Below are 13,627 nucleotides of genomic sequence, written 5' to 3'. Positions count from 1 at the left end.
GGGTGTGTCGGGGGGGCTGGGAGTGGTGTCAAGGAGACAGTGGGTGCACGGCGGGGGCCTGGTGCCGGCGGGGGGGCCGGCGCGGGGCACGGGGGGGCCCCCTCTCCGTATGTTCCGCCGTGTGCCGCCGCGCGGCGGTCACTCGTACGCGGTGATGATCATCTCCTCGCTGCCGCCCAGCGATTCGCTGACGATGAAGAACTGGCCCCGGTCGAGGTAGACGGGCAGCGGTGTGCCCGGCGCGTAGGTGCGGCGCTCGGTGTCGCTGTCGCTGTCGGGGTGCTTCTGGTAGACGGACCTGGCGCCGGTGTCGGGGTCGAAGCGGATGAGCTGGCCGCCGCTCTCGGCGGTGGCCTCGGCGTAGACGATGACGTTGCCGCCGTCGACGTCCACCGGGATGCCGGAGCGCTTGGGGCCCGTGGTCTTCGACCACTCGACGCGGCCGGTGGCGAGGCTGTAGGCCACGATCTTGTTCTCCTCCCAGTCGGCGTCGCCGCCGCTGCGCGCGTCCTCGGTCGGGAGGTAGACCATGTCGTTGGTGATCACGGTGTCGGAGCAGCCGTCGCCGCCGTAGCCGCAGCCGGGCACGTGCTTGAGGTTCGGCACCCCGTCCTTGGACCTGGGGCCGCTCTTGAGCAGCGGGATACCGGCGCGGCGCTTGCCGCTGTCGCTGAGCGAGACGAACTCGGTGACCACGTACTCCTTGCCCGTCGCCAGCCCCAGCACCAGGGGCGAGGTGGAGGCGAACACTTCGACGCGCTTGTTCGCCGGGACCCGCCAGGTCCACTTGGTGGCGCCGTCGGCCGGGGACAGCTCCCGCACCCGCGAGGTGGAGCCGGTGCCGGTGCGGGAACCATCCGTGCGCTGGAGGGTGGTGAGCAGCCGTCCTTCGCCGCCCACCACGTGGCCCCAGGCCCAGCCCTTCGGCAGGTTCCTGGTCCAGCGCCGCTCGCCGTCGGCGGCGTTCAGTGCGGTGAGGCGGCCGTCGAGGGCGACGTAGAGCGTGTCCTTGACCCGCGTGTGGGTGGACCAGGTGACCGGCTCGCCGTCCGCGTACTCGTCGGGCAGCGTCTTCGTCCACACGCGCTTGTGCTCCGCGAGGTCGATGAGGGTGAGCTTGTCGCAGACCTTGCCGCTCTTGTACGTCACCGCGAGGGTGCCGCCGCTCGGCGGCACGCGGTCCCCGCAGATGTCGCCCGGCAGGGTCACCTCGCCGAGGACCTTCCCGTCGTCGCGCGCGTACGTCTTGACCTGCTTGATCTCGGCCTTGATGACGGCCTTCTCCGTGAACCAGGTGCCCCTGGCGTCCGAGGCGACGTGATCCTTGATCTTGCCCTTGGGCGCGGGTGCCTGCCAGGCCATGGCGCTCGTCTTCTTGTGGCTGTGCTCGGGCGGGGCGCTCTGCTCGACGCGGTCCTCACCGCTCCCGCCCCCGCTCCCGCTGCCGGGGCCGACCGTGAACCAGAGCCCGCCGCCCAGGCCGAGCGCCAGCGCCAGCACGCCCGCGAGCAGTGCCGTACGCCGCCCCTTGCGCCCGCCGCCGCCCGACGGGTCCGGGGGCATCGTCGGCGGACCCGGCGGAACCGGCGGGCCCTGGTGGGGGAAGGGCGGCGGGTAGGGCGGGGGCTGCTGCGGCGGGTGGCCCGCGTACGGGTTGGGCTGGCCGGGCTGGCCGGGCGGCTGGCTGTACGGGTTCGGCCCCTGCGGTCCTGGCTGCCACGGGGGCGGGTTGTAGGGGCCGTGGCTCGGCGGCTGCGACATCCGTCTCTCGTTCTCCGTAAGGTCCGGCCGGGCACTCCGGACGGTGCGTGGTCCGTGCGGGGCAGGTCAGCGGAAGGCCGCGAGCAGGGACTTCGCCTCCTCGCCGCGGTCCCTCCCGTAGATCTCCTCGGCCGCGAGGAAGAACATCCCCTGGTGCAGCAGCGGCACCGCGTCGTCGGCCATGTCGCTCTCGCGCTCGCTCGTGGCCACCGGATGGCGTTCGTACACCGAGCGCTCGCCCGTCTCCCCGTCGAAGCGCAGCAGGGCCCCGCCCTTCTCCTGCGTGGCCGTCTCGTAGGCGATCAGATCTCCGTCGAGCGTGGCGACGGGCGCGAGCTCGCGCTTGTCCTCTGGCTCGCCCGACCACTTGACCTTGCCGGTCTCCAGGTCGTAGGCGATGACCTCGTTGACGGTGGCGCTGCCGTCGCCGTGGGAGGAGTGCGTCTCGCCGGGGACGTAGACGGCGCCGTCGCCGACGACCACGTCGGTGCACAGGGCCGTCGGGTTGGAGCACAGGTACGCGTTCTGGCGCTGCATCTCCATCTTCACCGGCTCGCGCCCCTCGTCCCCGAGCCGCATCAGGAACTCGGCGCCGTCCGAGGACTCCGTCTGCATGCCGACGACGGCCGGTGAGGTGGCGACGATCTTGGCGATGTCGAGGCCGCGCGGCGCCTCCCACTTCCAGGCGCGCTCGCCCGTCTCCGGGTCAAAGCCCCACACCTGCCCGGCGTTCGCGCCGCCGCACTGTACGCGGGCGACGAGCGCTTCGCCGCCGCGCACGCCGACGGGGTGACAGCCGTCGGCGGTGCCTCCGTCGTCGTAGACCTTTTTACGGTCGCTGATGCGGTAGACGGCCGAGCCGCTCACCGAGGAGATGGCGACGGTGTTGCGGGTGACGGCCAGCTCGCCCGCCTCGAAGCGGCCGGGGTCGAACGGGTCGCTGAGCCGGCGGGTCCACAGTTCGCGGCCCTTGTCCAGGTCGAGCAGGGTGAGTTCGGTGCAGCCAGGCCCGTGCTGCACCGCCGCCCTGCCCGCCACCGACTCCAGCGACGTCCCGCACAGCGTGCCGTCCAGGGGGAGGCTCCAGTCGCGCTCGCCGTCCGCCAGGCCGAGGGCCACGACGCGCTCGGGCTGTGCCTTCACCGCGTGCGCGTCCGTGAACCAGGTGCCCGGCGTGTCGAGGACGCCCTCGTCCGGGGCCTCGGCGTCCTCGCTCCAGGCCAGCTCGGTCCTGGTCCTGTGCGGGGGACGTTCCGCCGCCTCGTCGTCCCCGGCGGACGAGGGCCCGAACAGGGCCCAGCCGCCCGCGCCGAGGCCCGCGACGACGAGGAGGGCGGCGAGGACCAGGGCGACCGTACGGCGCCGTCCACGGGCGGGGCCCGTGCTTCCGCCCGGCCCGGGGCTCCCGGTGGGCGGGGGCCCGAACTCCGGTGGCGGCGACGGGGGTGGTCCGAACTCCCCCGGCGCGATGGGATGATGCGACGGATGCGCGCTGGGGGAACCTTCCCAAAGGTGCGGGGGCCGGGGAGGCATGGCGGGCCGGGGAGGCGGCTGCGACATCCGTTGACACCTTTCTGCGAAGCTGGTGGTGCCTGCGGATTCGTCCGGCATCGGCTCCGGGCTCAGTATGCCGACACACATTGATCACAAGACATCGCATACGACACATCAGCCACAGACCGCATGGGGGGCCGAGACTGAATCGAGACATTCGGCTGGTTCAGTCGGATGCGGCGGTTCCGTCCTCTTCTCCGTACCTCTCCTCCGCGCGGGACCAGACTCCCGTGGCCGGTGTGACGGCGATTAGGCTTGAGCAGCGCGCAGCAGCAAAATTCGGGGCGTATGACCACAGCAGCAGGAGGCATTGTGAGCAGCGATCGGGACGAAGTCCGCGTCAGCGGGATGACGCCCAATACCGATCGGCTCGATGCGGAAGCTGAGGCCGAGACCGAGTCCACGGGCCAGTTCACCATCGACTACACACCGCCTGCCTGGTACACGCAGAACGCGAACAGCACCAGCGGCGCCAACACCGCCAGCACTGCCAATACCGCCAACACCTCCTACGACACCGGCTCTTCGGCCGCCGCCGGCTCCGCTGTTCCGTCCGGTGCTCCGTCCGGTGGCGGGGACAGCGGCAGCGGCGCGGACTTCTCGCTGGCCGGGCCCGGCGCGACGGACGGCCCCGGCGGTGGCCAGGAACACGGCCGCGCCGACGACGGCACGACCGCCGACGGTACGGACGAGCGCCCCTCGTCCACGGAGGCGCCGGGCGCGGGCGCCGCTTCCGACGACAGCGCCCCGGCCTCCTCGGGCGCGTCCGCTTCGGGGTACGGCGACGGCGGCGCGGATGCCGCGGGCGTCACGGGCGTCACGGGCGCCGCGGGTGCGCCGGAGCCCTCCGTCCTGGGTCACGGGGACGAGGCGGACGCCGCCCCGGCTTCCGGTGACGCCGGTACGTCCGAGGACGCGTCCGACTCAGCGCCGGCCGGCGGCACTTCGCCGGGCGACGGAGAGGGAGAGGGCGCGGCCGACATCGAGGACGGCGCCACGATGCGGTTCTCGGCGGCGTCGCTGCGCCGGGAGATCGCCGAGCTGGCGGCGGAACGAGAGAAGGAGCGCGACGGGGCGGAGCCCGGGGGCGCGGACAGCGGTGCCGGGGCCGCGCAGGGCGCGCAGGCGTCCAGCGCGCCTGGTTCCTCCGACGCGTCGGACGCCCCGGGTGCGGCCGGTGCCGCGGACGCGGACGCGGACTCCGGGAGCCTCGCGAAGGAGGACGACGCCTCCCCGGCCGGGCCCGCGGCCGACCCCCGCACGGCCGACGCACCCCACGACGCCGCGCCGCAGCAGGGCCAGTCGCCCGCCGCACCCCAGCAGGCGGGCCCCTGGGCCCCGGCGGCCGGTGCCGAGAGTGCGCAGGGTGCGCAGGGCCAGGCGCCCGGACTGCCGCCGCTGCCCCCGGACTTCCAGCCCGCCTCCTCTCCTCCGCCCGGCTCTCCGTGGCCGAGCAACACGGGCACCCCGCAGGGCGGCGTGCCCGGGCAGGGCGGTTACGGCTACCCGCAGCAGGGCCAGCAGCCCAACACGGCGGCACAGCAGCCGGGTTCGCCCGCGCCCGCTCCGTCGGCACCGGCCCCCGCGCAGCCGCAAGCTCCGCAGGCCCCCCAGCCCCCACAGGCCGGGTACGGCTACCCCCAGCAGGGCCAGCAGCCCTACCCCGGCCAGCCCCAGCAGCCGGGCCAACCCCAGCCGCAGCCGCAACAGCCGCAGCCGAGCCCGCAGTCCCCGCAGCCCGGATACGGCTACCCGCAGCAGGCTCAGCAGCCCGCGCAGCAGCCGCCCGCCACTACGGCGAACCCCGCCGCGCAGCCGCAAGCTCCGCAGGCCCCCCAGCCCCCGCAGGCCGGATACGGCTACCCCCAGCAGGGCCAGCAGCCCAACACGGCGGCACAGCAGCCCTACCCCGGCCAGCCCCAGCAGCCGGGCCAACCCCAGCCGCAGCCGCAACAGCCGCAGCCGAGCCACCCGGGCCAGCCCGGGCAGCCGGGCCCGTGGGACGCCCAGCACCAGGCGCAAGCACAGGCACAGGGGCAGCCGCCGCAGGATCCGCGCCGTCAGCACCAGGGCGGGTCGCCGCTCGGCTACACGGCGGCCGTCGAGCTGTCCTCGGACCGGCTGGTCAACAACAAGCGCAAGCCGCGCCCGCAGAACCCGGCGAAGCCGTCGCGGTTCCGGCTCGGCGGCAAGAAGGAAGAGGCCGAGCGGCAGCGCAAGCTCGAACTCATCCGGACGCCCGTGCTGTCCTGCTACCGCATCGCGGTCATCAGCCTCAAGGGCGGCGTCGGCAAGACCACGACGACCACGGCGCTCGGCTCGACGCTGGCGACCGAGCGGCAGGACAAGGTCATCGCGATCGACGCCAACCCGGACGCGGGCACCCTCGGCCGCCGAGTGCGCCGTGAGACGGGTGCGACGATCCGCGACCTCGTGACGGCGATCCCGTATCTGAACAGCTACATGGACATCCGCAGGTTCACGTCGCAGGCCGCCTCCGGTCTGGAGATCCTGGCCAACGACGTGGACCCGGCCGTCTCGACCACCTTCAACGACGACGACTACCGCCGCGTCATCGACATCCTCGGCAAGCAGTACCCGATCATCCTCACCGACTCGGGCACGGGCCTGCTCTACTCCGCGATGCGCGGAGTGCTCGATCTCGCCGACCAGTTGATCATCATCTCGACGCCCTCGGTCGACGGCGCGAGCAGCGCGAGCACCACACTCGACTGGCTGTCGGCGCACGGGTACGGCGATCTCGTGCAGCGCAGCATCACGGTCATCTCCGGGGTGCGCGAGACCGGCAAGATGATCAAGGTCGAGGACATCGTGTCCCACTTCGAGACCCGCTGCCGAGGCGTGGTGACCATCCCGTTCGACGAGCACCTCTCCGCGGGCGCCGAACTGGACCTGGACATGATGCGGCCCAAGACGCGAGAGGCGTACTTCAACCTCTCGGCGCTCATCGCCGAGGACTTCGCGCGCGCCCAGCAGGAGCAGGGGCTCTGGATGGCCGACGGCAACCCGCCGCCGCAGTTGGCCCCGCCGATGCCGGGCCAGCAGCAGGCCGGTTACGGCTACGGCTACCCGGCCCAGGGCCAGGTCCCGGGTCAGGGCCAGGTCCCCGGCCAGGCGCCGCCTCCGCAGCAGCCCTACGGGGGCCAGCCGCCCCAGGCCCCCCAGTCACCTCAGCAGCCGTACCCGCCGCAGCAGCAGGGCGGCTGGTCCCAGCAGCCGCCGCAACAGCAGTAGGACGCGGAGCGGAACGCACCGCACACAACAGTGGGCCGGTGAGGGCGGATCCGTCCTCACCGGCCCACTGCTACATGTGCCGCCCTACGGCCGGGGCCCGGCGGCGGAGACCAGCACGCGTGCCCGCTCCACGTCCAGCGCCATGCGCTCCAGCAGCGCGTCGAGCGTCTCGAACTTCTCCTGGCCCCTGATGTAGTCCAGGAACTCCACCGCCACGTGCAGCCCGTACAGATCGAGTCCGACGCGGTCGATGGCATACGCCTCCACCGTGCGCTCGGTCCCGTCGAACTGCGGGTTGGTGCCGACGGAGATCGCCGCGGGCATCGCCTCGCCCTCGACCGTCAGCCAGCCCGCGTACACCCCGTCGGCCGGGATGGCGGTGTGCGGCAGGGTCTCGACGTTGGCCGTGGGGTAGCCGAGTTCGCGGCCGCGCTGGGCCCCTCGCACGACGACGCCCTCGACGCGGTGCGGGCGCCCGAGAACCTCCGCCGCTCCCGCCACCTCGCCCTCGGCCACCAGCCGACGGGTGAGGGTCGACGAGAAGGGCTCGCCGCCGCCCGCGCTGCCGCGCTCGTAGAGGTCGACGACGACCACGTCGTAGTCGTAGGTGTCGCCCAGCTCTGCCAGGAAATCGACATTGCCCGCGGCCTTGTGGCCGAAGCGGAAGTTGGGGCCCTCGACGACGCTGCGCGCGTGCAGCTTGTCGACCAGCACCTTCACCACGAAGTCGGCGGGCGAGAGCTTCGAGAACTCCTGCGTGAACGGCAGCACCAGCACCGCGTCCACGCCCAGCTCACCCATGAGTTCGGCTCGCCGGGGGTGCGGTGCCAGCAGGGGTGGATGGCTGCCGGGCCGTACGACCTCGCTCGGGTGCGGGTCGAAGGTCACCACCACGGCGGGAACGCCCAGCTCACGGGCGCGCTCCACCGTCCTGCCGATGATGAGCTGGTGCCCGCGGTGCACCCCGTCGTACGAGCCGATGGTGACGACGCTGCGCCCCCAGCCCTCCGGGATGTCCTCCAAGCCACGCCAGCGCTGCACGTCTGCTCCTCGCCGATGCCGATGTTTTCGCCGGTCCAAGGGTGCCATGCCGCACAGACGTGCCCGGCATCGGACCCACCGAGGCCGCACCTTCCAGTACGGGCCGGAACAGGCCGGTACAGGACCCCTACGGGGACGGTCACCCCGTGCCCGTGGGCGTGCCCGTCGTACCGCGTCCGTGCTCGGCCAGGGACTCGCACGCTCGGCGCGCGCCGGGCCCCACCACCGCGCTCCACTCCCCCGGCGCGGCCTCGTGCCAGGCCAGGAGCCGCGCGGCGAATCCCGGCACCTCGCGCGCCAGCCCGACCAGGTCGCGGTCGAAACGGGCCGCGCCCTCCGCCGTACGGCCCATCAGGAGCCCGAGCCGACGCACCAGTACGGCCTCCCCGTACGGCTCCGCCATCGGATCCCCGGCCCCGTCCCCGCACCCGTCGGCACCCACCGCCCGCCGCGCGGCGGCGCCCCGTACCACCGCGCACAGCGCGTCGCCCAGCACGGACGCCTCGCGCTCCCCCGCGCACAGCTCCTCCAGCAGCTCGTCGCGCAGCGGCCCCTCGCCCCCGCCGAGGGCACGGGCGAGCGCGGCCCGTAGGGCTGGACGGCCCGTGGCCAGCAGCCCGGTCACGAGGGGGCGCAGCACGGCGCGGGCCGAGGGGCCGTGGGTGAGTCTGCGCCGTACGAACGCCTCCACCGCCTCGCCCGCCGTCCCCGGCCGCAGCTCGGCGTGCTCGCGTACGAGCGCGACGGCGCGCCGTGCGACGGCAGGGATCCGTGCCTGCGCCAGCGCCCGTGACACCTCCGCCGCGTCCGCTTCCGGCACCCGCAGCCGCGCCCTGAACGCGGCGAGCACGGGCTCGGGGTGGGTGCCGAGCGCGCTTCCCAGCGCGGAGGCCAGCTCGGGCGCGCCACTGGCGGCGAAGTGCGTCAGCGCGACATCGAGGTACCGGCTGCGGCTGTACGGGTCCCTGACGAGCACCGCGAGCGCGGCGGCTCGCGCGTCCACTCCCCCGTCGCGATCCGGCAGCAGGGCGAGGGCGGCGCGGCGCAGAAGCGCGTGGTCGGCCGGGGTGCGGGCGTGGCGCGCCGCGCGGGGCGCGTGCCGCGCGGCGGTGCCCCGGCGCCGGGCACACGCGTCGTGCGCCCAGCGGTCCAGGGCGCGGCAGAACGCGGTGGGCTCGTCGTGCGCCAGCTCCCTCAGCAGCTCATCGGCCCTCGGGTGCGCGGAGTCGGCCAGTGTCTCGATGAGGTCGTCGACGTCCCCGGTGCGGTGGGTGTGCAGCAGCGCCTGCGCGGCCGAGGCGACGGTCGGCGTCACCTCGGCCACCCCGTCGCCGCCCACGTCGGCGCGCCGCCGCAGCGGACGGCCGTCGTCGAACCAGCCGCACAGCAGCCGCCGCACCTCCCGTGGCTCGGCGACGAGCAGCGCGCCGACCGCGTCCAGGTACCGCTCGCCGTCCTGCCCGTAGGGCGCGTCGGCGGGGAGCAGGAGCCGCAGCAGTTCGAGCCGGTCGGCCGTCGGCAGGGGCAGCCGCCGCCAGAACGGCGGCCCGAAACCGCCGGGCCCGACGCCGTCGCCGCTGCCGCCGCCGTCATCGGCCGAGTCCACCGTGGCCACGACCCTCGTGGCGAGCGCCCGCAGCACCTCGGCGTACGGACGCGCTTCGGGCACCCGCAGCAGCGTCTCCCCGAGCAGATGCGCCGCCCACCAGGCGGCCTCGGAGTCCGAGGCCGCCTCGGAGTCCGGAGCCGAGAAGTCCACCAGGGGCAGCAGCCGCCGGGACAGCGCCTCGGGCCCCTCCTCCTCCCCGCACAGCAGCAGGGCCTGGACGACGGGGCCGATCCGGTGCCGGGGCACCGGCACGGACGCGGCCCGCGCGTCGCGCCGGTGGACGAGGGCTTCCAGCGCGACGTCGAGTTCCAGATGCCGCCCCTGCGCCCAGTCGGCGAACTCCTCGTCCGCGAAGCGGTAACCGTCGCCCGCCGGTACGAGCACGCCCTCCGCGAGCACGGCCGAGGCCCAGCCGCCGCCCCAGGGGAAGACCTCCTCGAACGCCGACCGCTCCAGCGCGCCCTGCCCTGGACCCAGACAACGCCGTGCCGCCTCGTGGATCCGGCCCGCGACGCGCGCCGCCAGCCGCCGCACCGCTCCGCCGCGCGGTACGGGCCGCTCCGCCGCAGCGAGCCGCACTGCGACGCGCAGCGCGACGAGGGCGAGGTGCGCGTCGAAGACCTCGCTCCTGGCGGGCGGCACCGGGGCGGCACCGCACGTCGCGCCCTCCTGGGAGCCCTCTTCGCCGAGCGCGGCCCGTACCCCGGCGAGCATCCGCAGCGTCAGAGGGTGCGCCGCGTCCCGTGCGCCGAGGGTGCCGTCCGGGACGCCGTAGTGGGCGCGGGCGCGGGCCGCCTGGCCCGGGAGCAGATCGCCGAGGCGCACGCAGGGCCGCAGCGCGGCGGCCTCCCCGGAACCGCCGCCACCGCCCCCGCTCCCGGCCCCGTACAGCACCTCGGCCGGGAACAGGGGCCCCGCCAGCTCCCAGTGCTCGGGGCGGCAGGCGACCGCCATCCGCGCTCCGGAGGCGCGCAGCCAGTCCGTCGTGCCCGCCGTCCAGCGGCGCAGCCCGTGCGCCAGGCGCGGCGGCATCTCCTCGGGCCCGTCGAGGACGACCAGCAGCGGACGCCCGGCGCCCCTGGCCAGCCGCGCCACGACGTCCGGGTTCGCCTGACGGGGATCCCCGACGTGCCCTCCCCCACAGCCACGCGCACACGTATCCCCCGACGCACCGCCCGACACGATGCCCGGGTTCGCCTCCCCGGGATCGCCGACGTGCCCTCCCCCACGGCCCCCGTCGCGCCCGCCCCCATGACCACGCGCACACGCATCCCCCGACACACAGCCCTGTGCATCCCCCGTCGCCCCGCCCGACGCGGCGACGATCCGCCCCGCCTCCTCCAGCGCCCGCGCCACCGCCTCCCGGACGCTGCCGTCCCCGTCCCGCAGGTCGGCACCGCGCAGCCACACCGTGGGCGCGGGCGCCACCCCGCGGGCGCGCCGCGCGGCGAGGGCGGCCAGCTCCGTCGTACGTCCCGTACCCGGCTCGCCGACCAGCGCGACGACCGAAGCGCCGCTCTCCCCGAACTCCCGGAGCGCCTCGGCCGTCTCAGGCCGCGCCACCGGCTGCCCCGCGCGCTCCACGGCGGGCCCGACCGACGTCGCCGTGAGCTGGAGCGCGCCCGCCAGATTGAGGTCGGGGCCGAAGCCGGGGACGGTCGCGCCGTTGCGGGCCAGCAGCGTGCCCACGGGCCCCTCGGGCTCCAGCAGCCCTGCCGCCCGTAGCGGTACGGCGAACGCGGCGGTACGGCGCGGCGCGTGCAGGGCCGTGCCGAGGACAGCCAGCACCGCGCCGGTCTCCGCGTCCACGACGGGCGCGCCCGAGACCCGTCTGCTGAGCCGCACCTCCACGGCGGCGGCCTCCGGCAGCGCCAACTCCAGGACGTCCTCCAGCGGGTGGAAGCGGTCCGTCGAGGTGTACGTGGCCGACGCGAGGCCCGTCAGCCGCGCGTCCCGCCACTCGCCCGTCCACACCCGCACCGGCAGGCCCGCCACGCGTGCCCGTTCCACGCCGATCACCTCGGGCGCGACGCCCAGGCCCGCCGTACGCACCAGCGCGAGGTCCCACTCGGGCAGCGGGGTGATGGCGTCGGCCTCGGCCAGGCAACTGGGGGCCGCGGCGTCCCCGGAACGGCCGGGCCGCTCCGTGGGGGCGTGGACGACCACGCGTCTCAGCCCGTCCACCGCCTCGTGGCTGGTGACCAGGGTGCCGAGGTCGTCGGCGAGGAAGCCGGTGCCGCGCGTGCGTCCCGCGAGATCGCAGATCCGTACCAGCGTGGGCGCTCCACGCGCTCCGTGCGCCCCACGCACCGTCGCCATCGCCCGAACCTCCCCGCGGCCCCGCCCCGTGGCCCGTCCCGCTCCCCGACCGTAGAGCGGAGTTGATCAGCGGGAACAGGCCGACCGGCGAACGCGCCCCCGTCCACGCCCGCGACTCACTCCGAGCGCCTGCCTGATGGGGTGAATCCCTGTCTCCGAGTGGATATAGAGACAAAAGAACCAAGGAGGGGACTGTGGGGCGGCGCCGCGCCGCATGCCGCGCGGCACCGGTCATGGGCACGGCGCCCGCCCCACAGCGACACCGCGCGGCCCATCCTTCTCGGACCGCACAAACCGCTCAGACGAAGACGGCGAGGCTCTTGGCCCTGCCCTTGTGCTCCTCCACGAGGGCGAGGAAGCGCTCCTCGGGCCCGAAGACCGCGATGGGCCCGCCCTGCCGCGCCACGGGCGCGGGCAGCCTGAGCTGTGCGCCGTTGCCCAGCAGCCTGGCCTGCTCCTCGTCCACGTCCCAGCGCGGGAACGCGGTGGCGGCGGCCTCGGCGAGCGGCAGCAGCGACAGCGTCCCGCCCCCGTCCACCTCGCCCTGCAACCGCTCCAGCGTGCGGGCCTGGTCCAGCTTGTACGGGCCGACCCGCGTGCGCCGCAGCGCCGTCAGATGGCCGCCCGTGCCGAGCCCGTCGCCCAGATCGCGGGCCAGCGCCCGTACATAGGTGCCGGAGGAGCAGACGACGGAGACCAGCAGATCGGTCACCGGCGTGCCGTCCTCTGCCGTCTCCTCGCGTACGTCGTACACCTGGAAGGAGGAGACGGTCACCGGGCGGGGCGGCAGCTCGACCTCCTCGCCCTCGCGCACCCGCGCGTACGAGCGCTTGCCGTCGACCTTCACCGCGCTGACCTTCGACGGCACCTGCTGGATGTCGCCGGTCAGCTTGGCGATGCCCTCGGCGATCGCCTCGCGGGACAGCCCCGCCGCGCCCGCGGAGGCCGTCAGCTCGCCCTCGGCGTCCTCGGTGACCGTGGACTGGCCCAGCCGGACCGTCGCCACGTACTCCTTCTCCGTCAGCGCGAGGTGCCCGAGCAGGCGGGTCGCCTTCTCCACTCCGAGGACGAGCACTCCCGTCGCCATCGGGTCCAGCGTCCCGGCGTGGCCGACCCTGCGCGTGCGGGCGATGCCCCGCACCTTGGCGACCACGTCGTGCGACGTGAAACCGGCGGGCTTGTCGACGACGACAAGCCCGCCGGGTCCGTTGTCCTTCTTGCGTGCCACGGGTCAGGCGTCCCCGTCCTGCTGCTTCGCGTCCTTGGCCGAGCCCGCGACACCGGTCGCCTCGTCAGGACCGTCGGCGCCATCCGTCTCTTCGTCCTCGGCGGGCTTGCGGTACGGGTCGGCGCCGCCCGCGTAGTCCGCGCCGGAGGACGCCTTGCGGACCTCCTCGTCCGAAGCCTTGGCGCGGGCGAGCAGATCGTCGATGGTCTTGGCGTTCTCGGGCAGCGCGTCCGCCACGAAGGTGAGGCTGGGGGTGTGCTTGACCCCCGCGGCCGCGCCCACGGCGGAACGGAGCACGCCCTTGGCGCTCTCCAGACCGGCCGCCGCCGCCGCGCGGTCCTCCTCGTCGCCGTAGACCGTGTAGAAGACCGTCGCTTCCCGGAGATCGCCGGTGACCCGGGTGTCCGTGACGGTCACATGCGTGCCGAGCCGCGGGTCCTTGATCCCCCGGTGCAGCTTCTCCGCGACCACCTCACGGATGAGGTCCGCCAGCCTCTTGGCCCGTGCGTTGTCGGCCACTGGTCCGTCTCCTTGCTATTCGTCTTCATCTCCGTGGAACCGCCGCCGCACCGACAGCAGCTCCACCTCGGGCCGGGCGGCGACCAGGCGCTCGCACCGGTCCAGTACGTCCCTCACGTGTTCCACGTCTCCGGAAACCGACGCCACTCCAATCGTGGAACGCCGGTAGAGATCCTGCTCCCCGACCTCTGCCGCGCTCACCGCGTACTTGCGGTGCAGCTCGGCGACGATCGGGCGGACGACGGAGCGCTTCTGCTTCAGCGAATGTACGTCGCCCAGCAGCAGGTCAAAGGAAAGAGTCCCCACATACACCCGGCGATCGTACGCGCAACGGCCGGGGC

At 74.4% G+C, this 13,627-nt stretch carries 8 protein-coding genes; 1 reads left to right on the top strand and 7 read right to left on the bottom strand.

Annotated elements, in window-relative coordinates; genetic code table 11:
- Nucleotides 1-138: 138 nt before the first annotated feature.
- Both ACWGJ2_RS32660 and ACWGJ2_RS32655 read right to left on the bottom strand, forming a co-directional pair.
- Nucleotides 139-1,761 (bottom strand): outer membrane protein assembly factor BamB family protein, encoded by a 1,623-nt coding sequence (locus tag ACWGJ2_RS32660; RefSeq protein ID WP_453349928.1) that lies wholly within the window; start codon nucleotides 1,759-1,761, stop codon nucleotides 139-141.
- A 66-nt stretch (nucleotides 1,762-1,827) separates the two neighbouring features.
- Nucleotides 1,828-3,321 (bottom strand): outer membrane protein assembly factor BamB family protein, encoded by a 1,494-nt coding sequence (locus ACWGJ2_RS32655; protein ID WP_453349927.1) that lies wholly within the window; start codon nucleotides 3,319-3,321, stop codon nucleotides 1,828-1,830.
- Between the two features lie 306 nt (nucleotides 3,322-3,627).
- On the opposite strand from ACWGJ2_RS32655, the gene ACWGJ2_RS32650 reads away from it, so the two are divergent.
- Complete coding sequence (locus ACWGJ2_RS32650) at nucleotides 3,628-6,570, top strand: SCO5717 family growth-regulating ATPase (RefSeq protein WP_453349926.1); 2,943 nt, start codon at nucleotides 3,628-3,630, stop codon at nucleotides 6,568-6,570.
- Between the two features lie 84 nt (nucleotides 6,571-6,654).
- Here ACWGJ2_RS32650 and ACWGJ2_RS32645 read toward each other — a convergent pair whose 3' ends face one another.
- The 5 genes from ACWGJ2_RS32645 to ACWGJ2_RS32625 all read right to left on the bottom strand — a co-directional run bounded on the left by ACWGJ2_RS32645 (nucleotide 6,655) and on the right by ACWGJ2_RS32625 (nucleotide 13,598).
- Nucleotides 6,655-7,611, bottom strand: a complete 957-nt coding sequence (locus ACWGJ2_RS32645; protein ID WP_453349925.1) for a bifunctional riboflavin kinase/FAD synthetase — start codon at nucleotides 7,609-7,611, stop codon at nucleotides 6,655-6,657.
- Between the two features lie 139 nt (nucleotides 7,612-7,750).
- Nucleotides 7,751-11,539, bottom strand: coding sequence for a trypsin-like peptidase domain-containing protein (locus tag ACWGJ2_RS32640; RefSeq protein ID WP_453349924.1), 3,789 nt, complete (start codon nucleotides 11,537-11,539; stop codon nucleotides 7,751-7,753).
- A gap of 298 nt (nucleotides 11,540-11,837) precedes the next feature.
- Nucleotides 11,838-12,767 carry a tRNA pseudouridine(55) synthase TruB gene (gene truB / locus ACWGJ2_RS32635; protein ID WP_453349923.1) on the bottom strand — a complete coding sequence of 310 codons (930 nt, stop codon included), beginning with the start codon at nucleotides 12,765-12,767 and terminating at the stop codon, nucleotides 11,838-11,840.
- 3 nt (nucleotides 12,768-12,770) lie between these two features.
- Entirely contained in the window at nucleotides 12,771-13,286 is a 516-nt protein-coding gene (gene rbfA, locus ACWGJ2_RS32630) for a 30S ribosome-binding factor RbfA (RefSeq protein ID WP_453349922.1), read from the bottom strand.
- A 15-nt stretch (nucleotides 13,287-13,301) separates the two neighbouring features.
- Entirely contained in the window at nucleotides 13,302-13,598 is a 297-nt protein-coding gene (locus ACWGJ2_RS32625; protein ID WP_453349921.1) for a DUF503 domain-containing protein, read from the bottom strand.
- Between the last annotated feature and the right edge of the window lie 29 nt (nucleotides 13,599-13,627).

The organism is Streptomyces sp. NPDC054796, assembly GCF_053611545.1.
Note: the sequence above shows the minus strand (reverse complement) of the source record. Positions and strands in the feature narration are given on the sequence as shown.

Coding starts and splice junctions, on each gene's coding strand:
- ACWGJ2_RS32660 (WP_453349928.1), bottom strand. CDS start 1,761: ATGTCGCAGCCGCCGAGCCACGGCCCCTACAACCCGCCCCCGTGGCAG.
- ACWGJ2_RS32655 (WP_453349927.1), bottom strand. CDS start 3,321: ATGTCGCAGCCGCCTCCCCGGCCCGCCATGCCTCCCCGGCCCCCGCAC.
- ACWGJ2_RS32640 (WP_453349924.1), bottom strand. CDS start 11,539: ATGGCGACGGTGCGTGGGGCGCACGGAGCGCGTGGAGCGCCCACGCTG.